Here is a 23,564-nt window from a genome sequence, read left to right as displayed (position 1 = left end):
CGATCGGTATCCCGCGGTATGGGATATCCCAAGTCAAAATGAACAAAGAAATTCCGAAGATTATCTTTGATACGGATATGGGACCCGACTACGATGACGTAGGGGCGATTGCGGTGCTGCATGCGCTGGCAGATAGCGGCGAATGCGAAATACTGGCTACCGTGGCCAGCGCCGGGCACCCGACCATCGCGCCGACCATAGAACTGTTCAACCGGTATTTCGGGCGTGCTGATCTGCCTGTAGGCATACCTGCCGACGATGCTCCGGGTTATACGGCAAAAAATGATTGGAATACGTTGCTTTTAAAACAGTATGCTCCTGATCGCATTAACCACACCTATCCCAGCGCTGTCAGTGTATATCGTAAAGTGCTTGCCGCACAGCCGGACAATAGTGTCGTCATCGTCACCGTTGGTTTTTTATCCAACATTGCCGACCTGCTGGCGTCTGCCCCTGACGAACATTCAAAAATGAACGGGATAGCCTTGGTAAAAGCGAAAGTAAAAAAATGGGTTGCCATGGCAGGAAACTTACCTGAAGGCAAGGAATTTAACGTCGTCGAAGACGCACAAGCTGCTTATGACGCCATCAGCCAATGGCCCAAACCCTTATTGATTAGCGGCTTTGAAATCGGATCAAAAATCTTCACCGGCGGTAAGCTAAATGAGCAGGGCGACAAAGATGGTCCGGTGGCAGCTGCCTACGCCTATAACTTGAAAACCTACGAAGAAGAGGAGAAAACGAACCGGCCATCCTGGGATCAAACCACCGTATTGGCCGCTGTGCGCAATCCGGAAGATTATTTCTACGTCAATGGGCCGGGAACATTGATGGTAGACGAACAGGGGTACAATACGTGGAATCCACTGACTAATCGGGAACACTATTTTTTAGCTCACAAATATCCGTATGCATATCTTGAAGCGGTCATCGAAACCCTGATGTTGCATGTCCCTCGCAACAATTTCAGGGGCGTCAGCAATCATCACAACACACGTCCGATGGAGACACGAGGGCCGACGAACGATAAATCCGGAACATGAGATCATGCTTGAATCACCGTTGTATAACAACAAAGTTACCGGAAAAATCAGCAATATCAATACCTATAATTAGGTATTTTATAGGGTGTTACACTCAAAAACACAAACGTAGCGGTATTGATATCCACCCTATGCCACACCACAGAAAACGTTCGCTATGCAACCGGCAAAACTGCCCGAAACATGCACTACTTTAATTTAATTTTCTTACCTTACCAAGAATTAAACTTAGGGTCATGTCAAAAGAAAAAGGAGCGAAGAAGGAAAACGGCAAAAAAACCGCCGTAAAGAGTTTAAAGGAAAAAAGAGCGGATAAAAAAATAAAACAGGCAGAGAAACGCAGGAAAGATTAAGCCGCTTATTGGTGAGGTATTTTGCCAGGTAATAACAACATGGATTCGAAAACGGAAGGGTTCGGAAAGAAAAGCCTATGTCCATATTGCCAATGAAATTGATTACCTTGCACGCATATAGGAAAATAAAAACAGATTTATGGCGCAAGGGATGGACTTAAAGATAGCTGTGCTAATTGACGCAGACAATGTATCAAACACCAAGATAGCGAGCATTCTGGATGAAGTAAAACGATACGGCATCCCATCCATCAAGCGGATTTACGCGGACTGGACGAAATCACATGTGACCGGATGGAAAGAACCGCTCCTTACTCACGCCATCACGCCGATACAACAATACAGCTATACGAGTGGCAAGAACTCTTCTGACTCGGCCCTCATCATCGATGCCATGGATATTCTCCATAGTCAGCAGGTGGATGGGTTTACCATCGTTTCGAGTGATAGTGACTTTACAAGGCTGGCCATTCGGTTAAGGGAGTCGGGAAAAATGGTAATAGGCGTAGGCGAAAAAAAAACGCCTAAACCTTTCATCGCTGCTTGTGATAAATTTATATACATCGAAATATTGGATAAGGATGCGACAACGACAACGCCCAATGGAAAAACGCCCACGGAAACGGCGACTTCGGCAGTCAAGGTTGTAAAGCAGACAGCCCAAGGTGTACAGCCACATGACCCGATTGGCACTGAAACAATTGACCTACTCAAAGCGTCGGTAAACGATGTAGCCGATGAAGGTGGCTGGGCGCCTTTGGCCGCTATAGGCGGGTTGCTTAATAAGCGGAAGCCTGACTTTGATCCCCGGATTTATGGATTTTCCAAACTTACGCCGTTGTTCAAATCACTAAGCGATCATTTCGAGGTGGAGGAAAAAAGCACAGAAAAAACGAAAATCAAGCACGTATATATCAAAATCAAGGAACCACAAAAAACAGGCAGGAGAAAGGTGACCCGTTGAAAATAATTACCCAGGTTCACTACCCGAGGTAAGCCGACAAACTTTTCCCCCAACGCGAATGCTGCAACCAAATCAGTGCACGAGCTTTGATCTGCCTGACCCGTTCGGTGGTCAGCCGGAGTTGTCGGCCGATTTCCTCCAGCGTCTTTGGTTCGGAATCTTCAAGCCCGTAAAAAAGAGTAAGCACCAGTTTTTCGCGGTAAGGAAGTTGCCATAGTGCATCTTGAACAACTATTTTCAGTGATTCTTTGATCGTGCTTTGATCTGTCGGTTCGCCGCCGTCCGGTATCGCGTCAAGCAGGCTTATCTCCGGCGACACCAGTGACGGTGCATCTACGGAAACCTGTTTTTCGCCGTTTTTCAACGAACGGCGTATTTTCTCAACGGAAACATCAAGCGCTTCGGCCAATTCTTCAGCGGTAGGCTCGCGTTCCAACAGTTGCGCCAGGGTAGTTTGCGATTTCTTCACCTTGATCAAGTCCGAAATCTGGTTGCTTGGCAACCGTACGATGCGCGACTGGGTAGAAATGGCCGATATAATGCTTTGTCGTATCCACCAAACAGCGTAAGATATAAACTTGAATCCCCGGGTCTCATCAAACCGCTTTGCGGCAGTGACAAGCCCGAGATTCCCTTCGTTAATCAGGTCTTCAAGTACCAAACCCTGGTGTTGGTATTGTTTGGCAACAGACACAACAAACCGTAGATTGCCCTTGATCAACCGGTTTAGGGCCAGGCTATCGCCCGTCCGTATCCGGATGGCTAAAGCTACTTCTTCTTCCGCAGTAAGTACATCGTATTTGCTAACTTCCAATAAGTAGGTATTCAAGGATCGATTACTGCGATCGGTAATCGACTCAGATATTTTCAATTGTCTCATGTACTATTTGCGCCTGACGGGTATCCGGTAAAGGTAGTCAATTAATCGGCAAATGCAACAAGAAACCCCACGCCCATCATTCTCCTTTGGGAAAGCGACTGTCTGCTTTTACCTCTGCTATCTGCAGCGTATGCCTGGCGGTATGCCCAGGGATGTAAAGCAGCGAATGGTAGCCGTCTACCGGACCGAAGGGTGAGTCGGAAACGCGATTGCGCATATCGTCTTCACTGAGCGTATCGATATAGTCCAGCAACGTCCTACGCTGGTTGCGCAGCTCTTCAAGGGCCACCTCCGCATCCGTGTATTTGCCGGGTGTCGCTGGTGTTAGTTCTTTCGAAGCCTGTACCTTGAAACTCCTGTCCTTGATGCCATTGATAATCTCTTCGTCCGTCATCTTGATCGCGCCCCTGCGCTCCGCATTCGGCGATTGAGCGAATACCTCCTGGGCAAAGCCGAACAACATTTTCTCCGTCAGGATAATGTGCTCAAGGCACTCGCTTATCGACCAACGGTCCGGCGCGGGCTTGAATCGAAGCTGCGCTTCACTAAGCCCTGCCACCGCTTTCTCCAAATCGTCATAGGTCTGCTGATAATAATCAAGCAAGAACGACTTATCGTGCCGGGCTGCCTGCTTGGTGGTTTGGCCAGTCGCATCGGCAGCCGCCGCACACGCGGCGCATACCGTGATGAATAAGATGAATAATCGTTTCATATCAGGATAATTTAATGACTAACAGAAAAATTCGTTGCCGTATGAACGGCGATGTAGACAAATTTAATTTATCCTGACGTGAAATAGCGGTGTGGGATGTGACATATTCAGTGGGGTTTTGAGACAAGTTTTAGTCATGCCGGCCTGATAGACCGCCCCCAGAAGCTTAACTTGTTGATTACATGATATCGTCGGCCACCAGGACCCGCTTAATCCATCGATCCTTGCCGTGCATCCGGGCGTTGGACGCCGAGTGCGCATGGATCGTATTCCGGCTATTAAACATCAACAAATCCCCTTTTTCGAGCACGACACGCGTATACACCTGCTCGGCGGACGCCCTGTTGGATGAAATCATGGCAGCTGGCTTTTCCTCACTTTCGGCCAGCATCGCCAGTTTCACAGACGCGGCATATTCCTTGTGGAACAGGCAATCGACTCCTTGGCTGCAAATCGACCCAATCAGCGAAGACAGCTGTTCATGATACCACTGTATATCATCGTAGCGTGCGATTTTAACGACCGCTTGCTCATCACCATGTACACAAAGCAATCCCGTCCAAACCGCTTGTGTGGTAGCGCCAGTGCCGTGCGGGCGCAGCGCAGCCCCCCTGCATACCGCCTTATCGAAAAAAAAGGTATCGCCGAACAGCGCTGCGATAACACCCATCATGCTATCAGAAAGCAGGGGGATATGATCGGCTACAAACGGTTCTTCGGGCGTATCTGCGAAGAGGTCTTCTGTGGGGAGGTTGCGCAATAACCCGACATCAGATTCCGCCGTTTCACTCCGCCAGTCGAGCAAGCGCTCGGGCAAAAGCGCAGCGGCTTTTTGGCAACTTTGCATAAATGTATCGAAATTTTCAGTATGATACGGGGCGACAACATCCGCCACCATCTCCCGGGTGTATTGTTTCTCTTCGCTGGTCAACGCATAATAAGGTTGTTGAATTTCGGTCATCATAATAAAGGGCTTGAATGTAAAGCAATCTCACGTGCTGGAGGACATTAATTTTTTTTCAAGTAGTAGATAATAGGGTCAAGCATGTATTGGCTTATGTTTTTCAAAGAAACAAATGTCGGAATCCAAATCAGTGATCTAAATACACCAAAATGGGTATTTTTTAAAATCCAACGCACATCCAAAAAATGAGCTCCGTTCCTTTCTATGAAACGGAGCTCCATGCTAATATCCTCAATGATTAGGTGTACTTATTTGACAGCAACGATTTCAATATCCAACTGGAATTCATCAGAAATTGCCCTGTCGCCCAATCCGCTGAAAAAGTTGCCTGACCGGTATTTGATGTCAAATTGCGTACGGTCTATCTTAACCTCTTTAGCGATAGCGTGTACCATATCGCCTGATTGATGAATCGTCGCCGGGAAGGTGATAGGTTTCGTAATACCCTTGATTGTCAAGTCGCCGGTAATCGACCAATCGCTTCCCGAACCACCGGCCTTCGTCACCTTAAACACGGCTGTGCCAAACTTGGGTGCATCAAAAAAATCTTCGCTCTTCAGGTGGTTAGCAAGTCTAGCTGCGCGATCGCCCGTCAAGTCGGTCACCGTGATAGCATTGATGTCTATGGTAAAGCTGCCTCCCGTTAGCTTATCGCCATCAAACGTTAGATCCCCCTGGCTAATACCTATTTCGCCGGTATGCTTTCCGCCCGCTACATTGCGTCCGGTCCAAGCTATCTTGGATTTGGTGGTATCAACTTTGAAAACATCGGCCGCTGGCAGCGTAAATGCGTAAAACGTCACTAATAATGCTACCGAAAAAAGTGTTGATGAGATGGTTCTTTTCATAATAATTCCGTTAATGAATAACTGTCAATGGATTTTTGCCCGGATCCAAAGATAGGCGTTGAGGCCCTTGTTTTCGCCGGTTGCTGTTGTAATTTTTTCATTAACAAGCGATTTCCTCATGTGGTCTATTATCATGAAGGCCGCTTGGTAAATCCAGGCTGTACAAATTGGAAACCTATCTATGCCCTGTTGCCAAGGAGATAACAGTAATCTTGAATAAAGTCGTATCTTTGCGTGACTTTTAACTATAGGGAGAGACAACTATGTCAATTGTTCGAGAATCAGACTTAATTGGTATCGGTAAAAAATATCAAATTGAGACCGAAGCCGGGGATTATATGGTCGTGGTCATCCACGATGACGGCCGCCGGGAGCTCTACCGCTATGACCAAGAAGAAAGTGAATCCAAATGCGTGATGACCTTGTCTGATGAAGAATCACGCCAAGTAGCCGGCATCATTGGCGGACTATCCTACAAGCCAAAGGCCCTTGAAACGATTGAAGTCGCACTTGACGACTTAATCATTGAATGGTACAAAGTGGAGGGCGGCGCTCCAAGCATCGGCAAGTCCATAGGCGATCTGGAAGTGCGCAAGCGCACCGGCGCATCCATCATTGCCGCCATCAAGGATGGCGACAGCATCATCAATCCTGGGCCCGACTACGTCATTGCCGCCGAAACCACATTGGTAGTGGCCGGCAAAAGAAGCCATATCAAATTGTTGAAGGAAATTTTATAGTCGAGGGCCCGAAAAAACAGCATGCTATCACATACCCTGATATTGGAAGTAGGCATAGCCGTTGGATTGGTAGCCCTCGTTGGACTGATATCGAATAGGCTTCGATTTTCAGTCATCCCCTTTTTCATCCTGATTGGAATGGTACTTGGCCAACATGCTCCAAAATTTGGCAACATCGACCTTACCTTTACGGAAAGCAAACCGTTCATCGACTTTATGGGGCGCCTGGGCGTGCTGTTTCTGCTGTTTTACTTGGGGCTGGAGTTTTCCGTGAGTAGGCTTATCAAATCTGGAAAGTCCATTCTCACAGGTGGGACGTTTTATGTTATCCTCAATTTTTGCTCCGGTCTGCTGGTTGGCTGGCTAATGGGACTACCGTTTAAGGAGACCATGGTCCTTTGCGGCATCATGACAAGCTCCTCCACGGCTATCGTAGCGAAGGTGCTTACTGATCTCAAACGGACGGCCAACCCCGAAACGGAGGTCATTATGGGCATGATTATGTTTGATGACCTCTTTATTGCCATGCATATTTCGTTTCTTTCGGGACTTATTCTTACCGGAAGCAGTTCTTTTTGGACGGTAGCAGGCACATCATTGCTTGCCTTGGGATTCATTTTGGCCTTTCTCATCCTGGGCCGGAAATTGGTTCCGGCCATTGATAAGGTACTCCAGGACAAGTCTTCTGAGCTGTTTATATTGGTGATATTTGCCCTCTTATTTATTGTTGCCGGTTTCTCCGAAACCATCCACGTGGCCGAAGCCATCGGTGCCTTGATGGCCGGCTTGGTGTTGGCAGAATCCCAATACATCAAGCGCATCGAACAGATGGTGCTACCCTACAAGGACTTCTTCGGAGCGATGTTTTTCTTCAGCTTCGGGCTATCCATCGACCCCATGTCTTTGGGTGGAGCGGTTATGTGGGCAGCCCTAGCGGCGTTGGTCACGGTATTATGTAATGTGGCTTCCGGCTACTTTGCGTCGCATTTCGCCGGATTAAAAAAGCGAAACTCGGTAGACATCGGCTTTACGCTGGCGGCACGGGGCGAATTTTCCATCATTATGGCTAATATTGGTAAGGCTGGCAAGCTATTACCTGTCATCCAATCGTTTGTGGTGGTATATGTATTGATCTTGTCCATCATAGCTCCCCTGCTCACCAAAGAATCGCGCAACATCTGGCACGCGCTATTCGGCAAGGATAACGTAGAAAAGAAGCCCGTAAAAACGCTTAGCGACCTGGAAAACCCGCCGCCAAAATCATAATCGATCGAGGTTTGGTAGTCCCGTCCACAAAATTAAGTGCGGGTGATCACTTTTTGCTATGATTCTCGTACGTTTTGTTGTGTGCTTGAAAAATATTCCGGATTTTTGGGAAACAAGCGGTCGGTTGAGCTTGTTGGTAAGCAAATATAACATACACTAAAAACTGAAGCAATGAACCGTTTAACGATAATTTTGTTGGCTTTGATAGGCTTAGCTGCCTCCTGCAACAACACACCGAAATCAAGCGATTCGGGCATGAAAAAGCTGTCGGCAATCACCAACAACCCCGAGAACCCTACATCGATTTTTCTTACCTTGCTGGACAAAACGGAAGATGCCACCACCGTATCTTATTTAGCAAAGGGTGTTTATCAAGATGATACGGTAGGCATACGGATTGAGGTTGATAAAGGCATTCCCGCGGGGATCAACCCGGATGGCTCGGTGAATGAGGAGCTCGGTTTCAAAAAGGGATCAATCAAATTTATAAAATCTGGGCCGGAGAGCGATCGCTTTGTTGCGGCGTTGGGCCAACTGTGGCAAGTTAGCGAAGTGAGCAGCATGAAGCGTGCTGTCCAGCCGCTGGTATTCTCTTCGAACAAAGCGGCTTTTGATGACGCGAAACCTACGACAAACAATTTCAAACTGTTCTTCGATGAAGACGCCCGTGTCCCGGGGGAGCTGTTTTTTACGTTAGATACGTATCAACACCTTGTCGAATTTCAAGAGAAAGGACCGCAATACCGGTCTCAAATCGTGCATGCTTTTGCAGAATAACCGCAGCGGAGGTGGCTATTAGGGCGGTGAAACCGGCTACATGAAGCCGAGTTCCAACCGGGCGACCTCGCTCATCATGCTTTTGTCCCACGGCGGGTCAAAGGTGAGTTCTACCAACGCCCTGCTTACCCCTTCCACCCCTTCCACTTTGCGCTGAACTTCATCGATAATGTTGCCTGCGACAGGGCAGCCCGGTGCCGTAAGCGTCATAATCACTTTAGCCGAACCATCTTCCTTCGTGATGATTTCGTATACCAAGCCCAATTCGACAATATTAACCGGTATTTCTGGATCGAATACAGTCTCCAACTCCGCCGTAATGGCCGGTGCAAGATTCAATGGATCATTGATAATCATCGTTTTTACTTCACGGGTACCATACAAAGGTAATGTATTTTTCTGGCACCAAGACCAGTTGATCCTACATCTTGACATTGCATTCACAAAGCCGTACCTTTAGCTAACGATATTGAGAAAAATGAACATCATTACCGCCGCGCAAACAAAGGATGCCGACCGGCATACCATTGAAACGGAGCCCATCGCTTCGGTCGACCTCATGGAAAGAGCTGCAAATGCTTTTGTAACGGCATTCATACCGCTGTATCCCGACAGCAATACGAGCATACTGATCTGCTGCGGTACCGGCAACAACGGTGGCGACGGGTTGGCGATTGCACGTCTCCTGCAAGCACATGGATACGATGCCATCACCGTGTGGGTCGTACGGTTTGCCAATAGTGAGCGCGACGATTTTACGGCAAACTTCGCCCGCTTGCATAATACGCCCATCCGGATAACGGAATTTTTTCCCGGCGATAAGCTACCGGATATTGACCAAACGGTCATCATCGACGCCTTGCTGGGCTCTGGTCTGAATAAGCCGCTCACCGGTGATTGGCTGCGATTGGTAAAACACATCAATGGCGTACCGGGCCGTAAGGTTGCGGTAGATGTTCCGACCGGGCTAAGAGCTGATGGCATCATCCCCGATACGGAGTATGCCCTGTATGCCCATGACGTTATTTCATTTCAACGGCCCAAGCTGAGCTTTTTCTTCCCCGAATCAGCCAAGGCCATCGAACGTTTCCACGTGGTAGACATCGGCCTTGATGAGTCGTACATCGAACGCTTACCCACCGATTTCCGGTTGATCACCAGAGACGACATCCAGCGCATCTACCGCAACCGCCTACCATTCAGCCACAAAGGCACATACGGACATGCGTTGCTGATCGCCGGGAATACCCGGACCATGGGCGCCGCCCTGCTCTGCTGCGGAGCAAGCGTATATAGCGGTGCCGGCCTTACCTCGGCTTGTATTCCGCCGGCAGGACTTGCAGCCCTGAACACCTGTCATCCGGAAGTAATGTACTGTCCTGAAGAAGATCTGGCTGAAATATGGGGCACATTTGACGCAGTAGGTATTGGACCGGGGTTGGGGCAGCGGGAGAAACTCCTTACGGCATGCCTGGGCTACAGCGCAAAACCGATGGTGATCGATGCTGATGCGATTACCTTACTGGCACGAGAACCGTCGTTGATGGAGAAATTACCTACACCGTGCATCCTCACGCCACATATGAAGGAATTTGACCGTTTGTTTGGCGCGCATAGTTCCTGGTGGGATCGGCTGCGTACGGCAAGGGAACAGGCTGAAGCACGGCATATTGTCCTGGTATTGAAAAACCGCTATACGTTTATCGTGATGCCCGATGGCAGCGTATACATAAACCCCACCGGTAACCCGGCAATGGCCAGTGGCGGCATGGGTGATGTACTTACAGGTATGCTGACGTCATTCTTGGCGCAGGGTTACCCACCACAGGAAGCCGCAATACTGGCCTGTTACCTGCATGGCACCGCAGGAGACCAATTAGCTGCGAAGGGCATGGCTGTCGTACCCGCGGGAAAGCTAATCCGGATGATTCCGCTGGCAATCGGGAACAGGGGAGGCTTTTCCTAATTCCATCGCTTCACCTGCTTACAAAATAAAATGATGTCCCAGCCGTTCCCTTACTTCAAAAAGTAAACAAAAGCGCTTTTTTTTTGCTGACCGGGGGCATGGTCACGGGCAGATTTCTTTCCCGTGATTTTCTTGGCCTGGCCTGGCGGCACCTTACCGCTCTTGCCCGCTGTCCGGTGTGTGACACATGATGTCGTCATTGCGATTAAAACCGCTAACAATGTGATGCGAATCGTTTTCATATTCATAGTTCCCTGAGTTCATCGACCTTAAAGGCAAAAAACGTACCTTTCCTGCAACAACCCGAAATCAACACGAATAAAAAGGATATTGTCCACTTTAGGATACGTGACTAAAATAGTCGCGGACTGCCCGGATTTGTTTTTCAGAAAGTACGGTACGCAGTTGGTCGTCCTCCGCTTCACGTATTTTCTTGACCGACTTAAACGTCTTAAGCAATTTTTCAGCTGAGGTCTTGCCGATACCGGGTATGTTTTCCAGTTCCGTACGGAAGGTTTTCAGGCTGCGTTGTTTCCGATGGAACGTGATACCGAAGCGGTGCGCTTCATCCCGCAAGTGCTGGATGACCTTCAACGTTTCTGACTTTTTGTCCAAATACAGGGGATACTGGTCGCCGGGATAATACAGCTCTTCAAGCCGTTTAGCGATACCAATAATGGTGACCTGCTTATCGATGCCCAGCAGCTTGAGGCTTTTCAGTGCAGCGGAAAGCTGGCCTTTGCCCCCGTCGATAACGATAAGCTGTGGGAGGGTCTGCCCTTCGTCCAGTAGCCGGCGGTACCGCCGGTGTACCGCTTCTTCCATGGTGGCAAAGTCATTGGGCCCCTCAACGGTCTTGACGTTAAAATGCCGATAATCCTTTTTTGACGGTTTGGCGTCTTTAAACACCACGACGGCCGACACGGGATATTTTCCCTGAAAATTGGAATTATCGAAACACTCGATATGCCGTGGCAGTACATTCATCCGAAGGTCCCTTTGCATTTGGGTAAGGATACGCTCAACCTTCAGCTCCGGATTCAGCTTCTCATATTGATCCAACCGTTCCTTTTTGAAATAAAGCGCATTCTTCAAGGACAGATCCAACAGGCTTCGCTTTTCGCCCAACTTGGGTATCGTGAATTTAAGATCTTCCGCCTTGATACCAATCGCAAAGGGGACGATAATTTCCTTCGAGGTACTGTTGAAACGGCTCCGGATTTCCGGAATAGCCAGGCTGAGCAGCTCAGCATCGGTTTCGTCAAGTCTTTTCCTAAGTTCCACCGTCTGAGTTTGGATAATCACACCGTTCATCACCTTAAGGTAATTGACAAACGCATGGCTTTGATCGGACGCAATGCTGAACACATCCACATTGGTGATGGAGGAATTGACCACCGTAGATTTGCTTTGGTAACGATCCAGCAGGTCAAGTTTGCTTTTCAGCTGGTGCGCGTACTCAAAATTCAGCTCCGCGACGGCACCGTCCAGTTGGTCTTTCAGCCGCCGGATAACTACGCCGATTTTGCCATTCAGGATATCGCGGATATCGTTGAGGTTTTGTTCGTAATCTTCCTCTGTTTGATAACCTTCGCAGGGCCCTTTACAATTGCCGATTTGATATTCCAGACATACTTTGAACTTACCTTTACTGATGTTGTCCTCGGTAAGGGCGAGGTTGCACGTGCGCAGTGGAAACAACTCGCGGATGGTGTCCATGATAGCGTGCATCATGCCCACCGACGCATAAGGACCGAAATACCTTGACCCATCCTTGATGTATTTCCGTGTCGGGAAAACACGCGGAAAACGCTCGTTTTTTATGACAATCCAGGGGTATGTCTTGTCGTCTTTGAGCATGACGTTGTACCGGGGTTGATGCTTTTTTATCAGGCTGTTTTCAAGCAGCCATGCATCGATTTCGGTATCCACGATGGTAAAGGTGATGCGATTGATCTTGCGCACCAGCACACGGGTTTTGCCGTTGAGCAGGTTGGTCTTTACAAAATAAGAGCTGACCCGGTTTTTGAGGTCCTTCGCCTTACCGATATAGATAAGTTCGCCGTTAGCGTCCCAATATTGGTAAACACCCGGCCGATGCGGTATCTCTTCAAGCGCCTTACGGTAGTCAAATTTAGTCATATCGAATAAGCAGCAGGCGGAAGGCCTCAGCGTAAGCTTATAGCTTATAGCCTAAAACTGAACCAACTCAGAATCCCAATCGATCATCCAGCTTCTCTTCCTCTTCCCCGAAAAACTGGCGGTATTTACTGCAATCCAGTTCGCGCGTGAGCCCGCCATCCGGCAAGGGGAAGTCACCTTTGGAATAATGCAGCGAGGTATCGGCATAGACTTTTTGCATATAAATGGCAAAGACCGGCAATGCGGCTTGCGCCCCCTGCCCTTCAGTCATCGAATAGAAACTGATGCCACGATCTTCGGCTCCTGTCCATACGCCGCTCACCAGTTCCGGCGTGATGCCGATAAACCAGGCGTCCGCATTGTCATTGGTCGTACCGGTTTTCCCGCCTATAGGGTTGGTAAAATTATAGCGGAAACGCAGGCGTCTTCCCGAACCGTCATCCACGACACTCTTTAGCATATCCACCATAATGTAAGCGCTTTCGCTGTTGAGCACCTTGGTTACCCGGGGAGCTTTCTCATAAATCGGCATGCCGTTTTTGTCTTCAATGCGCAGGATATAGGTGGGTTCCACCCATACGCCTTGGTTTACGAACGAAGAATAGGCACCCACCATATCGTATACAGACGCCTCATAAGCCCCAAGCGCGATGGACGGGTATTCCGGCACTTCGGAGGTAATGCCCATCCGTTTGGTCAGTGTAGCAACCGGCCTGGCACCTACTTCGTTGATCATGTAGGCCGTAGCAAAGTTTTGCGAATGGGCCAATGCCCCGCGCAATGTGATGGGACTTCCCACCGATTCGCCACGCGGCGTCCACGCATATTGCCCGGTACCGATAGTCAACGGTACGTTTGGTACCTGGAAGCACGGCGAGAACCCATTATCGATGGCTACCGCATAGGTAAATGGTTTGGCCGTAGAACCCACTTGCCGGGTACCCATCTTGACCTGGTCATATTTGTAGTGTTCGAAATTGATCCCCCCCACCCAGGCGCGTACATAGCCTGTCTGCGGCTCCATAGACATGAAGGCATTTCTAAGGATCAGCTTATTGTAGCGGATAGAATCCATGGGTGTCATGGTCGTATCCCTGTTTCCTTCCCACGTAAAGATGGTCATCGGCACTGGCGTATTGAAATCCTTTTTTATCTCTTCATCCGACTTACCGGCTTGCTTCAACACCCGGTAACGGTCTGAACGCCGCATGCCGGTTTCAAGCAATTTAGCTTTGTCGCCCTGAAACGGGTCGCGGTTCCGCCATTGCCTGTCGAAATTTGCCTGGATGGTTTTCATCCATTCTTGCTGGGCTTCCTCAGCGTAAAGCTGCATCTTGGAATTGATGGTTGTATAGATTTTGAGCCCGTCCCGATCCAGATCCCAGGGCGTACCGTCAGCCTTGGTAATTGACATCTCGTTGAATTCCCGTTGTATTTCACGCTTCAAGACAGCCCTGAAATAAGGAGCAAGCCCCTCTCCGTAATTCGATATACGCATATCGGTAATCAGCGGTTCACTTTTGAGGCGCGTCGCCTCTTCCCGTGTGAGGAAGCCTTCTTTCCGCATATTGTCGATAACCACATTACGTCGCCTGATGGCATTCTGTGGATACCGCACGGGCGAATAGATACCCGGTCCCTTGAGCATCCCCACCAGCAGGGCTGCCTGTTGGACATTCAGCTTATCCGGGGTTGTATTAAAATAAGTCCGTGCTGCCGATTTGATGCCGTACGTATTATAAGCGCCGAAATCGACGGTATTGAAATACATCGTAATGATTTCTTCCTTGGTGTAATTACGCTCCAAGCGCACGGCTGTAATCCATTCTTGAAATTTCTGGATGATGCGTTTGCCCGTACTGCGTGCACGGCCTTCCGAAAACAAGTTAAGCGCCAGTTGTTGCGTGATGGTACTCGCACCTTGGCGATTGCCTACCAAATTGTAAAAAATAATCGTGAACGTACGCCTGTAATCGATGCCGGAATGCCGGTAGAACCGTTTGTCTTCGGTTGCTATCAACGCCTGTATCAGGTGGGGTGACAATTCGTCATACCGTACATTGGATCGATTTTGCACAAAATAAGTCCCAAGCACCACACCATCATCCGAAATAACCTCGGATGCCAGGTTGCTTTTCGGATTCTCCAGGTCGCGGAAAGTTGGCAGCTTTCCAAAAAGCCCCATGCCCACACTGAAAATAAACAAAAAGCCCATTAAGATAGCACCTATCAGTATTTTCCAGAAATTACGGGTATATCGGCTGATTTCTTCTTTTGTTAATGTATTCGCTTTCTTCGTCTGTTTCTTCATTATGTTTTAGTACTAAGTACCGAGTAGTTAGTCGTTAGCGGTTTATACTTACTCACGTATTCACTTATCCATTTGCTCCTGGTAAATGGCATGGTAATCATCTATCTTATCAAAATCAGATAGCGTGCCAAAATATGTTTCCGTGATGACAAATGTATTATAGATATCCGCCGGGATTTTCATAATGTCCGGCAACAAGGGCAATAACGAGGTCTCGTAACGCTTGGCATCGTCATAACGGTAAAACGGACCGATATAAACCAATTGGTTTTCGCCATTTACAACCTTAAGCTGGTGGCTGATGGCATTGCCCGCATACCGGGTACGGTTAAACTGTCCGATGCCGAACCTCGATGGTGCGAGGTTCACACGTTCATTCATTACATTGATAACAAAAAAGTAGGTTGCCGAATCCGGAAGCAGTTCCAAATCCCGATAGACATTGGGCCCAAGTTCACCAACTTCAGCCGTCTTAGCCAGCTGTTGCCTGGAAACACCGGACGCGTTTCCCAAGCTATTGCGTCCGCTTAACCCTGCTTGCCCGGCGGCAGCCACGGCCAGCTCCCGGCGTGGCCTTGGCGGCTCGGGACCGTGGTTGATGACCAGTTGCGGCCATAAGGTCATCGTCGGCTCGTCTACAAACCGCTCCCTGTTTTCATCGGCGCCTTGCAAAGCATACGGCCGGGCGGCCAGTGTATCCCTGTTCACTTCAATAAAAGCAAGATGCTGGGCAACCAATGGGGTGATCAGGCTATCGTCCGGAAAATCTTCAACGAGCTGCAGCAAGGCATGTTCAAATGTATCGAGGCTTGCGGTGCGTCCCAATGCCAAAGCTTGCAAATAGCCCAATTGACTTGCAATTTGTTGCCTTTCGGGGTTTTGACGGCGTATACGCGTCACCTCTTCGATGACGTCAGGGTACCGCTGTTGCGTGTATAAGGTATATACGTTTTCATAAGCTTGGTCCAGCACCCGCTTTTGTTGCTCAAGCTTGGCCATATACGAAGGGTCCCGGACTAAATGACTGTATAGCGCGTCAGGAAAGGCGGTCAATAGCCTGTCCTTATAATACGCTGCGCGCGCTTCGTCGACATCGGTGTAAAGCCGATACAGGTTATAGTAGAGCAATGCAGCCTCCTCGGTGTCGGGGTAGCGTTTTAACAGCTCCTCATAGGTGTTGATTGCCGCCTCATTGTCACGCAGTTCGTCTCGGTAGGTGTTTCCGATGCGAAGCAATGCATCGTGGATTTGTCCGTGCGACGTCGCCAGCTTCGCTTCATTATCGGGCAAGGCCTCGATATAACGCCCACGGAGTTGCTGTACCCATGCGGTACTATCGAGCGCGGCCGTGTCAGCCAGCGCGGCCGCGCCTTCACCGAAAGCCGCAGGGCCACTGCCTCCAGTGGCAGAGGGTTGACCGAGCATATCACTGAACCGCCAATTATCACGCAATTGGCGATTGCCCCATCGCCGTCTAAATTCCGCCTGCCCCATCCCCATAGCATCCGGGTTGTTAAAGTAAAACCGATTATCGGTGTAGCTTACCGTCGTGGGCAAGATGTCATCAAATGCCGGCCGTCGGTCCGACCGGCGGCTGACATGCTTAGGCTCACTTTCGGCCGCAAACTGCCTGGCATATGCGTCACTGACAATGGTATCGAGCACGGCTTCGCGCCTTACGTCATCCAAAGCTGCAAGATACTGTAAGCTATCCTGGCGTGCCACCACTTGCAATTGCGTGATCAAATCATCCAGATTGGCGATTTTACGCTGAACCGCGCCTACATCAGGAAAGTCTGCGGGCAACGACATACCCACGCTGTCATAGTAGTGCTTTGCGGTTGTGTATTCAGCGGCGCTGAAATAATGATCAGCCAACTTCAGGTAAGTAAGCGCCGTTTGATAGCGGTTGTTGCTTGGCTGCTGCAACGCCATTTCGTAATTGGCCAAGGCTTCTGCTAAGTGACCGTCTGCATAAAACACCTCGGCAATCTGATAATAAATTTGATCCTTAAATGCCGCATTTTTGTCATCGCGAAGCATGCGCCGCAACAACCTTACACGGTCAGCACCGGTGGCATTTTCATCGGTGGCAAGATAAACGCTGTTCAACCCCGCATAGAACGACATTTCGTAAGGTGCATTGCTATTTATTACCCGGCGGTAATGTTGATGCGCTTCATCCGCGTAACCATGTTTTTGCAGTAACTGCCCCAACAGGAAATGCCAACGCAACTTGGTCGGCTTGTGCCGCGTATTTTCGACCGCCTGACGCAGCATGGTAATCGCCGATTCCTCATCATGTGTGAGGAGGTAATACTTCGCCTGGGTGGCAAACGCCAGCCCTTGCGAACGCTTGTCCGACTCCAAACCTAAAAAGACCGTATCCAACACCAAACCGGCATCATGGAGATTGCCCAATTGCATCAGCGAACGGGCCTTTCCTATCAATGCCGCCTGACGGTACGCTGGCATGTCGGCAAACGCATGTGCTACATACGAGAAAAACTCAACGGCATTATAGTAGTTCGCCTTCAAGTAGTTAGCCTTACCCGTAAGCAGGTAGGCTTCATTAATGTACTTACTTCTTGTTTTCTTATTAATGATATCCAGCGCTTTGCCGATGACCGAATCCATCAACTGGCCGTTGGCTGCAGCCGTAGCCTCGGTAGGCTCCACGAAGATGGGAAGCAATTGCTGATAGTTGTCCTGATGTGAAGCGAAATTTTCACGTTCGACGTCAGCAATGATTTTACGGCCATGGTAGACGATATTATACCGTGCGGTAAGGTTTTCCATCATGTCGTACTTAACCCCTTCGTCCTGCCGATTAACAGCGCATGCTACAATCACATAAGACATTAAGGCTAAGGCAGCTAAGCGAGAGAATAAAAAAGAAAATGTATTACGTTTCAATGCCGCTATTTCTTAGAGGATGTGCCATAAAAATAAATATCTTTGCTGGGATCACACATGCAAAAATATCATTTATTTTGATACCAGCTACACAATAAAAAGGAGGAACGTTGCGCAAACAAAAAACGAAACTTGCTAAAACACTCAATATGCGGTATAAGGTTGTCGTGCTCCAGGAGGAAACTTTTGAAGAAAAAGCGTCATTTACCGGAAAATTGTGGTACTGGATCACTGGCGTTAGTTCCGCGGCTGTCATCGTGGTAATGTTGACGATCGCCTTTATCCGGGCCACACCATTGCGCGAGTATGTGGCGGGCATGTCTTTAAACGGTTTTGAGCGGAGCCGCCTTATCGAGGCTTATACCCGCATCGATTCCATGGAGCAGGTCGCAGCGGCAAACACCATCTACCTGGATAACCTTCGGCAGGTTATTGCAGGCCAGGCCGGCGAGACACTCGAACAAGCCGGCGGGCAACATATCGCGGGCAAGACAACGAACCTGGCACCTCCGGCTGTGGCTGACGTTGGCCTTTCCAAAGATGAGTTGGCACTCCGCCAGTTGGTGGAATCCGGTGCGCCGTATGACCTACCCGAAAATCCGGAAGCCGCCCACACGGGTATCTCATCTTACACGTTTTATAGCCCTATCAAGGGTATTATCAGTTCAAATTTCAGCGCCAAAGAACAGCACCATGCCGTGGATATCGCCGTGAAGCTGAACGAACCCGTGAGAACGACGTTGAGCGGCAACGTCGTGTTTGCCTCCTATACACCGGAAACCGGATACGTCGTCATTGTCCAACACAGTAATAATTTATTATCACTTTATAAACATTGTGCTTCGATTATCAAAAAAGTTGGTAGCTTTGTACGTGGCGGGGAAGTTATTGCGTTTGCAGGTGATACAGGCGAATTGAGTACAGGCCCACATCTTCATTTTGAGTTATGGCACAACGGCAACCCGGTAAACCCCACCGACTACATCGCTTTTTGAAAAATCCATAATTACCTAAGCAAAACCAGCATGTTTGTAAACAAAAAAAATGAAAAACCGCAGGAACAACGAGGAAGCACCTTTAACCTGATTTCCAGCGGCACATCAATCACCGGAGACATCAATACATCCGGCGACCTACGCATCGACGGCCAAATCATTGGCGATGTTACCTGCACAGCCAAACTGGTCATTGGCGAAAACGGAGACATTAAAGGCAATGTAAACTGCAACTCCGGCGAAATTTCAGGCACCGTTCAGGGAGAGGTGGTAGCCAAAGAGGTACTCCAGCTCAATCATTCAGCGTCGATACATGGTGATATCAAAGCAACGCGGTTTATCGTCGAAGACGGGGCTTCCATTAATGGGAAATGTACGACCAGCAAAAATTTAAGCTTGCCTGACCACCTGCCCGAAGTGAAACTGATTGGCTATGAAAAAGCCCAGGTCGTCCCCCAATAACGCATTAGGCAAATACGCTTATTTTACAGGCGTCGGTTTCCAGATGCTGGCGATTATCGGCATTTTCACTTATCTCGGATACCGTCTGGACGAATCCCGGCATAGCGAGAAGCCGCTTTGGACTGCTTTATTTGCGCTGGTGGGTGTGTGCATCAGCATCTATACGGTGATACGGGCGGTGACACGCAGGGGGAAATAATACCGCATTAACCGCGCTGCTTTTTTCTGTCGAGGATATTCAGGTAGACAGACAACACACTGACCACGGCGAAGCTTATGGCGGTGACACTATCCACCAATCCTGCATCGATGGAGGTGCCGGTGAACGTATCTACCTGGTATTTGATGAATGAATCAGGAAGATTGTTTTCGCCCAGCTTAGTTTTTACCTGCCATTGCCAATCGGTAATGGGGCAATAACCGATGCCATACCATATGCCCAGCAACAGCCAGGAAGCGGCTGTGATCAGCACCGCATATAAATGAAGCCGGCGGGTGGACGGCCATATCCAACCCAGCAGGTTGAAACCGATAATCAACACATGCAGCAGGGTAAAAAAGCTGTCGAGCACTTTCAGCCATATCATGCCTATTAATCGTACAAAACGTGTGCCTTTACATCACCGGCGCTCGCCCTCCTTATTACCTAATGAAAACCGCCTCGAAATGGTGAATCCCCATCTGAATTGCCCCTTTCTCCATGACGAGGTGGTTTCCGGGATGTACTGCATTTCCTGAATAGCAGTAGCATTGGTAAAGTTCAGGTTGAATACGTGGCCGCCTGTTTCAATTTCGAGTCCCACGCCCAATGGATTATATAGCGCCGTGATGGCATCCGCATACCTTTCTTTGCTTGCCGCCGATCGGAAAGGCAGAAAATAATCCATCACAAGCGCCATACGCCTGCTCACCTTTAGCCTACCGCCAATCCCCAGGGCAAACAGGTCATTCATATCATCATAATAGGCCGTGGTATTTCGCCGAATGTATGTCGGATGGAGCGCCAAGGACAGGTTGGACCCGAATTTCCGTGCCAGGATAAATTGCGCCACGATGTTTAGCCTGTCTGAAAACTGCCGGTATGATACCGCTTCGCCATCGTTCTGCCGGTCGGCTTCCACACCGGGGATGGTTACACTCGTGTAAAGCGTCACGGATAGTGGCGTTTTCCCATCGACAGTCTGCCGCAGCACCCGGTATTTTAGGTTTGCTTCATACAATTGCGAGACCCGGGTCGCTCCCTTGGCCCGGGCTATCCCCACGTTCAGGTAATCCGTTATCCCGTATTCAAAGCCTATTTTAATATCCGTTGAATTGTCCAATCCAAAAAAATTCCGCCCCCCGCCATTGGCACCGGCAATATCACCGAAACGGTGGTCAACCTTAAAATCCAGCTCGTGCTTATGAATGGTCTCGATGGATTGGCTATTGATTATCCGTGTTGTTTTGAATGTAGCTTCCACCTCCTCACGCGCATGCCCTACACTGTCGCCTGCCAATACATCTGCGAGCTCGGTCTGCGCCGACAATGAAAAACTCGTAGCCAGCATGGCCAAAACCATCAGTAGCCTACACTTCTTCGTTATTTTTGATTTACGCATAAAATGGATTAGTTTATTGCCTTTGATAAGTAGATGAAACGTCTACCGCTACAATTTCCGCTATATTTTTAACCACGACCCGCGGTATCTTAATGCCGTGATCGGCAAGCTTCACGTCAAACTTGGCATGGGCCTTCACGGCATTGCCTCGTATTTCAATCATCGCCTTGGTTGTATAAAATTTCTTTACCCCATGGATTTCCAACTGGCCTGCAACGATCACCGGATAGCGCCCATCACTAGCCCAGTTTATCGGCTCGTTTATCTTGCCGCTAAACGTGGCATATGGAAATTGGTCACTTTCCATGTAGTTTTCGTTAAAATGTTCCTGCATCAAGCGTTTATTGAATACGAAGGATTTTATGGCTACTTTAAACGCGATTTCATTGCTTTTGACGTGAAGGGCTGAACTTGCCCGTTCTGTGACCGCGGCAATATCTTCCAGGGGAGCCGAGGAGAAAAAAGAAATCCGGCTTCCCCGATCGACCAAAATATCCTGTGCTTCCGCCCGGAAGCACAGGATCATAACGAAAAACCAAACATAGTATATCTTCATGGCTATGGTTCTATCCGCTGTCGATAGTCTTAGTTCTGTGGTGCCCCTTTAGCGATCCAAGCTTCAAGCAACTGCAGTTCACGCGTGGATAGGCTTCCATTCAGCGGCATGATGCGGCGTACCACCACCACGTCATTGATACGCTCCAGGTTGTTGTTTACGGAAGCGTATCCCGAAAAGACCCAGCGAGCGGTACCAGCTCCTGATCCGGTGTGGCAACTGCTGCAGCGCGACTGGAATAGGCCGCCCACGAAATTGGCGTAGGTCACATTGTCTACCGTTACGTTTTCACCGCCGGATGGCGGCGGTTCAGGCGTTGGCGCATCGTTGTCCTTTCCGCATCCCGCCAGGCTAAGCACCATTATCGTTAATAATGATGTCTTCCATACATACTGTTTCATATTCTATTACGTTCTATTATGTTATTTAGCTAGTTATATCAATTCAGTCCTATCAGATGTATCTGCCGTCGGTCAAGGCGCGGTCGCTTCCGGTGAATCGGGGCCCAACACCGGCCAGACACCAACCGCAGGAAAATCGATTCCCTTGGTCTCGCCCCTGGCGACATCCTGTCCGAAATAGTAGAGTGGCCAGCCTTTATACGTCAATTGCGTACGGCCATGTACGGTTATTGATGCAAAATCATCGCGATTGACCGCCGAAGGTACCGTTTGCAACGTGGCATCGTATATCGGCCATACGCCATCGTTGCTGAAATCCGGATTGGTAAAATTGTTGGTATTATACCGGTCATTCCGAAACCCATATAAGGTACGGCCGTACGCATCCACGAGATATGCGGTCAGGCCCTCTCCCGGTGTCAAATCAGCCGTGTATGCCGTCCCATCGCCGCCGACAAGCTGATGGCTGACCAACATGACCGTATAATCCGGTTTGGCGACAAACCAGTTGCCACCGACACCATCTCCGGTGATTTCTCCCGGGTTGCCATCGCCGGAATAATAATATAAAGGCCAACCTTTGTAGGTCGTCTGCATCGTGCCGTCGGCCAAGGCAACCGTGCCTATATCTTCCCTGTCGATACCTTCGCCGGGCGCGGCCGCATCATGATGATACGGCGGCCATAGCGACAAGCAATTGCCCGCGCAGGCTGAGTTGCCGTCAGCGTCAAGCGCAAAAAAGTAAAGCGCCCGTCCCGCTCCATCCGTCAGCACTTGCCCAAACGTGGTGTGGACCTGCAAACGGATACCCATTGTTTCGGGCTCCGGCTCGGGATCGTCATCGCTGCAGGAAAGGGAGGAAAGACAAACCGCTGCGGCTGCCAATCCAATCAGTCGGGGAGAAAAAAGAACCATCATGATCGTTGTTTTATTATTATTGTCTCTTTACTGGAAGTACGCAAAAAAACGACTAGCGGTTGCCACGAGTAGCGGAATAAAAAATATAGTTGCATCAAGGCAACCTTTGGTGGTCATCCTCCGTAATATTGTATATATAAGACAAACGCTTGCCGACGGTCAATGAAGAAATAGTACAAAAGTATATTGCGGGTTGCCGAAAACACAAAAAGGAAAGTCAATATGCTTTGTTCAAGCAATTCTATAGCTATGCTATGGGAATATGCAGGCGCTATGCCCGAAATTCGGACGAAGCATCGGACATCTTAAGTGATAGTTTCCTGAAAGTATTCAGCCATATCGAACAATACGATTCCTCCAAACCTTTTAAATCATGGCTCGGAAAAATCATTACGAATACGGCGATTGATTATTACCGTGCGAACTTGAAATTCGGTCAGCAAGAGGACGTAGAAGACCATGAGCACATCAGTGATGAGGCAAGTGTCTATGGCAAATTGGCTTACGATGATTTGCTGGCGTTAGTCCGGTCACTCAGCCCCGCGTATCAGGCCGTATTCAATCTTTACGCAATAGATGGATACAGCCACAATGAGATCGCCGAGCTGTTGGGCATTACCGTAAACACCTCGAAGTCAAACTTACATAAGGCACGCAAACGGCTTCAGGAACTATTGGATGAAACGACCAAAATGGAACGGCCCACGATACGTACGAAATAGATGACAGGCGCAGCGCAATATCGATAA

General features: G+C 49.1%; 23 protein-coding genes. 10 read left to right on the top strand and 13 right to left on the bottom strand.

Annotated features, from left to right (window positions below):
* The first annotated feature begins 38 nt into the window (after positions 1-38).
* Together JHJ32_RS09400 and JHJ32_RS09395 are read left to right on the top strand one after the other, a co-directional pair.
* Positions 39-1,043 carry a nucleoside hydrolase gene (locus tag JHJ32_RS09400; protein ID WP_176146069.1) on the top strand — a complete coding sequence of 335 codons (1,005 nt, stop codon included), beginning with the start codon at positions 39-41 and terminating at the stop codon, positions 1,041-1,043.
* Positions 1,044-1,535: 492 nt separating this feature from the next.
* Positions 1,536-2,360 carry an NYN domain-containing protein gene (locus tag JHJ32_RS09395; RefSeq protein WP_079715316.1) on the top strand — a complete coding sequence of 275 codons (825 nt, stop codon included), beginning with the start codon at positions 1,536-1,538 and terminating at the stop codon, positions 2,358-2,360.
* A 19-nt stretch (positions 2,361-2,379) separates the two neighbouring features.
* Here the strand turns inward: JHJ32_RS09395 and JHJ32_RS09390 are convergent, their stop codons facing one another.
* From JHJ32_RS09390 to JHJ32_RS09375, 4 genes are all read right to left on the bottom strand, one after another.
* Complete coding sequence (locus tag JHJ32_RS09390; protein WP_200120819.1) at positions 2,380-3,240, bottom strand: RNA polymerase sigma factor RpoD/SigA; 861 nt, start codon at positions 3,238-3,240, stop codon at positions 2,380-2,382.
* Positions 3,241-3,316: 76 nt separating this feature from the next.
* On the bottom strand, positions 3,317-3,952 hold the full coding sequence (locus tag JHJ32_RS09385; protein WP_200120818.1) for a DinB family protein: 636 nt from the start codon (positions 3,950-3,952) through the stop codon (positions 3,317-3,319).
* A 178-nt stretch (positions 3,953-4,130) separates the two neighbouring features.
* Positions 4,131-4,916, bottom strand: a complete 786-nt coding sequence (locus JHJ32_RS09380) for a hypothetical protein (protein WP_079715313.1) — start codon at positions 4,914-4,916, stop codon at positions 4,131-4,133.
* A 248-nt stretch (positions 4,917-5,164) separates the two neighbouring features.
* The gene (locus JHJ32_RS09375; protein ID WP_200120817.1) at positions 5,165-5,764 is read right to left on the bottom strand and encodes a YceI family protein; all 600 of its coding nucleotides are present in this window, start codon (positions 5,762-5,764) and stop codon (positions 5,165-5,167) included.
* A 263-nt stretch (positions 5,765-6,027) separates the two neighbouring features.
* Here JHJ32_RS09375 and JHJ32_RS09370 point away from each other — a divergent pair, with 263 nt between their 5' ends.
* From JHJ32_RS09370 to JHJ32_RS09360, 3 genes are all read left to right on the top strand, one after another.
* Entirely contained in the window at positions 6,028-6,504 is a 477-nt protein-coding gene (locus JHJ32_RS09370; RefSeq protein WP_200120816.1) for a cation:proton antiporter regulatory subunit, read from the top strand.
* 21 nt (positions 6,505-6,525) lie between these two features.
* Positions 6,526-7,770 carry a cation:proton antiporter gene (locus tag JHJ32_RS09365; RefSeq protein WP_200120815.1) on the top strand — a complete coding sequence of 415 codons (1,245 nt, stop codon included), beginning with the start codon at positions 6,526-6,528 and terminating at the stop codon, positions 7,768-7,770.
* A gap of 171 nt (positions 7,771-7,941) precedes the next feature.
* Positions 7,942-8,547 (top strand): hypothetical protein, encoded by a 606-nt coding sequence (locus tag JHJ32_RS09360; protein WP_200120814.1) that lies wholly within the window; start codon positions 7,942-7,944, stop codon positions 8,545-8,547.
* A gap of 36 nt (positions 8,548-8,583) precedes the next feature.
* On the opposite strand, the gene JHJ32_RS09355 is transcribed toward JHJ32_RS09360, so the two are convergent.
* On the bottom strand, positions 8,584-8,904 hold the full coding sequence (locus tag JHJ32_RS09355) for an iron-sulfur cluster assembly protein (RefSeq protein WP_079715307.1): 321 nt from the start codon (positions 8,902-8,904) through the stop codon (positions 8,584-8,586).
* 121 nt (positions 8,905-9,025) lie between these two features.
* On the opposite strand from JHJ32_RS09355, the gene JHJ32_RS09350 reads away from it, so the two are divergent.
* Positions 9,026-10,513, top strand: coding sequence for an NAD(P)H-hydrate dehydratase (locus JHJ32_RS09350; RefSeq protein WP_200120813.1), 1,488 nt, complete (start codon positions 9,026-9,028; stop codon positions 10,511-10,513).
* A gap of 339 nt (positions 10,514-10,852) precedes the next feature.
* Here JHJ32_RS09350 and uvrC read toward each other — a convergent pair whose 3' ends face one another.
* The 3 genes from uvrC to JHJ32_RS09335 all read right to left on the bottom strand — a co-directional run bounded on the left by uvrC (position 10,853) and on the right by JHJ32_RS09335 (position 17,828).
* Positions 10,853-12,655 (bottom strand): excinuclease ABC subunit UvrC, encoded by a 1,803-nt coding sequence (uvrC, locus tag JHJ32_RS09345; protein ID WP_200120812.1) that lies wholly within the window; start codon positions 12,653-12,655, stop codon positions 10,853-10,855.
* 67 nt (positions 12,656-12,722) lie between these two features.
* On the bottom strand, positions 12,723-14,966 hold the full coding sequence (locus JHJ32_RS09340; protein WP_079715304.1) for a penicillin-binding protein 1A: 2,244 nt from the start codon (positions 14,964-14,966) through the stop codon (positions 12,723-12,725).
* Positions 14,967-15,026: 60 nt separating this feature from the next.
* Positions 15,027-17,828, bottom strand: coding sequence for a tetratricopeptide repeat protein (locus JHJ32_RS09335; protein WP_200120811.1), 2,802 nt, complete (start codon positions 17,826-17,828; stop codon positions 15,027-15,029).
* A gap of 203 nt (positions 17,829-18,031) precedes the next feature.
* Between JHJ32_RS09335 and JHJ32_RS09330 the strand changes: the two genes are divergently transcribed.
* From JHJ32_RS09330 to JHJ32_RS09320, 3 genes are read left to right on the top strand one after another with little or no spacing between them, the layout of a single operon-like run.
* The gene (locus JHJ32_RS09330; RefSeq protein ID WP_200120810.1) at positions 18,032-18,877 is read left to right on the top strand and encodes a M23 family metallopeptidase; all 846 of its coding nucleotides are present in this window, start codon (positions 18,032-18,034) and stop codon (positions 18,875-18,877) included.
* Between the two features lie 30 nt (positions 18,878-18,907).
* A complete protein-coding gene (locus JHJ32_RS09325; protein ID WP_200120809.1) occupies positions 18,908-19,339 on the top strand; it encodes a polymer-forming cytoskeletal protein in 432 nt (143 codons plus the stop codon).
* Positions 19,311-19,538, top strand: a complete 228-nt coding sequence (locus JHJ32_RS09320) for an AtpZ/AtpI family protein (protein ID WP_200120808.1) — start codon at positions 19,311-19,313, stop codon at positions 19,536-19,538. Before JHJ32_RS09325 ends, JHJ32_RS09320 begins: the two co-directional genes overlap by 29 nt.
* A 7-nt stretch (positions 19,539-19,545) precedes the next feature.
* Here the strand turns inward: JHJ32_RS09320 and JHJ32_RS09315 are convergent, their stop codons facing one another.
* The 5 genes from JHJ32_RS09315 to JHJ32_RS09295 form a co-directional block, all read right to left on the bottom strand.
* Complete coding sequence (locus JHJ32_RS09315; RefSeq protein WP_079715299.1) at positions 19,546-19,926, bottom strand: DUF2784 domain-containing protein; 381 nt, start codon at positions 19,924-19,926, stop codon at positions 19,546-19,548.
* A 33-nt stretch (positions 19,927-19,959) separates the two neighbouring features.
* Positions 19,960-20,940 carry a DUF5777 family beta-barrel protein gene (locus JHJ32_RS09310; protein WP_233632572.1) on the bottom strand — a complete coding sequence of 327 codons (981 nt, stop codon included), beginning with the start codon at positions 20,938-20,940 and terminating at the stop codon, positions 19,960-19,962.
* A 13-nt stretch (positions 20,941-20,953) separates the two neighbouring features.
* The gene (locus JHJ32_RS09305; RefSeq protein ID WP_079715297.1) at positions 20,954-21,496 is read right to left on the bottom strand and encodes a YceI family protein; all 543 of its coding nucleotides are present in this window, start codon (positions 21,494-21,496) and stop codon (positions 20,954-20,956) included.
* 29 nt (positions 21,497-21,525) lie between these two features.
* Entirely contained in the window at positions 21,526-21,897 is a 372-nt protein-coding gene (locus JHJ32_RS09300; RefSeq protein ID WP_200120807.1) for a hypothetical protein, read from the bottom strand.
* A 72-nt stretch (positions 21,898-21,969) separates the two neighbouring features.
* Complete coding sequence (locus JHJ32_RS09295; protein ID WP_200120806.1) at positions 21,970-22,815, bottom strand: hypothetical protein; 846 nt, start codon at positions 22,813-22,815, stop codon at positions 21,970-21,972.
* Between the two features lie 149 nt (positions 22,816-22,964).
* Between JHJ32_RS09295 and JHJ32_RS09290 the strand changes: the two genes are divergently transcribed.
* Positions 22,965-23,537: an RNA polymerase sigma factor gene (locus tag JHJ32_RS09290; protein ID WP_079715295.1), complete on the top strand. Its 573-nt coding sequence runs from the start codon at positions 22,965-22,967 to the stop codon at positions 23,535-23,537.
* Positions 23,538-23,564 lie beyond the last annotated feature (27 nt).

It is taken from the genome of Parapedobacter sp. ISTM3, assembly GCF_016533505.1.
In the GTDB taxonomy this organism is placed as follows: domain Bacteria; phylum Bacteroidota; class Bacteroidia; order Sphingobacteriales; family Sphingobacteriaceae; genus Parapedobacter; species Parapedobacter luteus.
The sequence above is the reverse complement of the archived record's forward strand: the minus strand, read 5'-3'. Positions and strand labels throughout refer to the sequence as shown.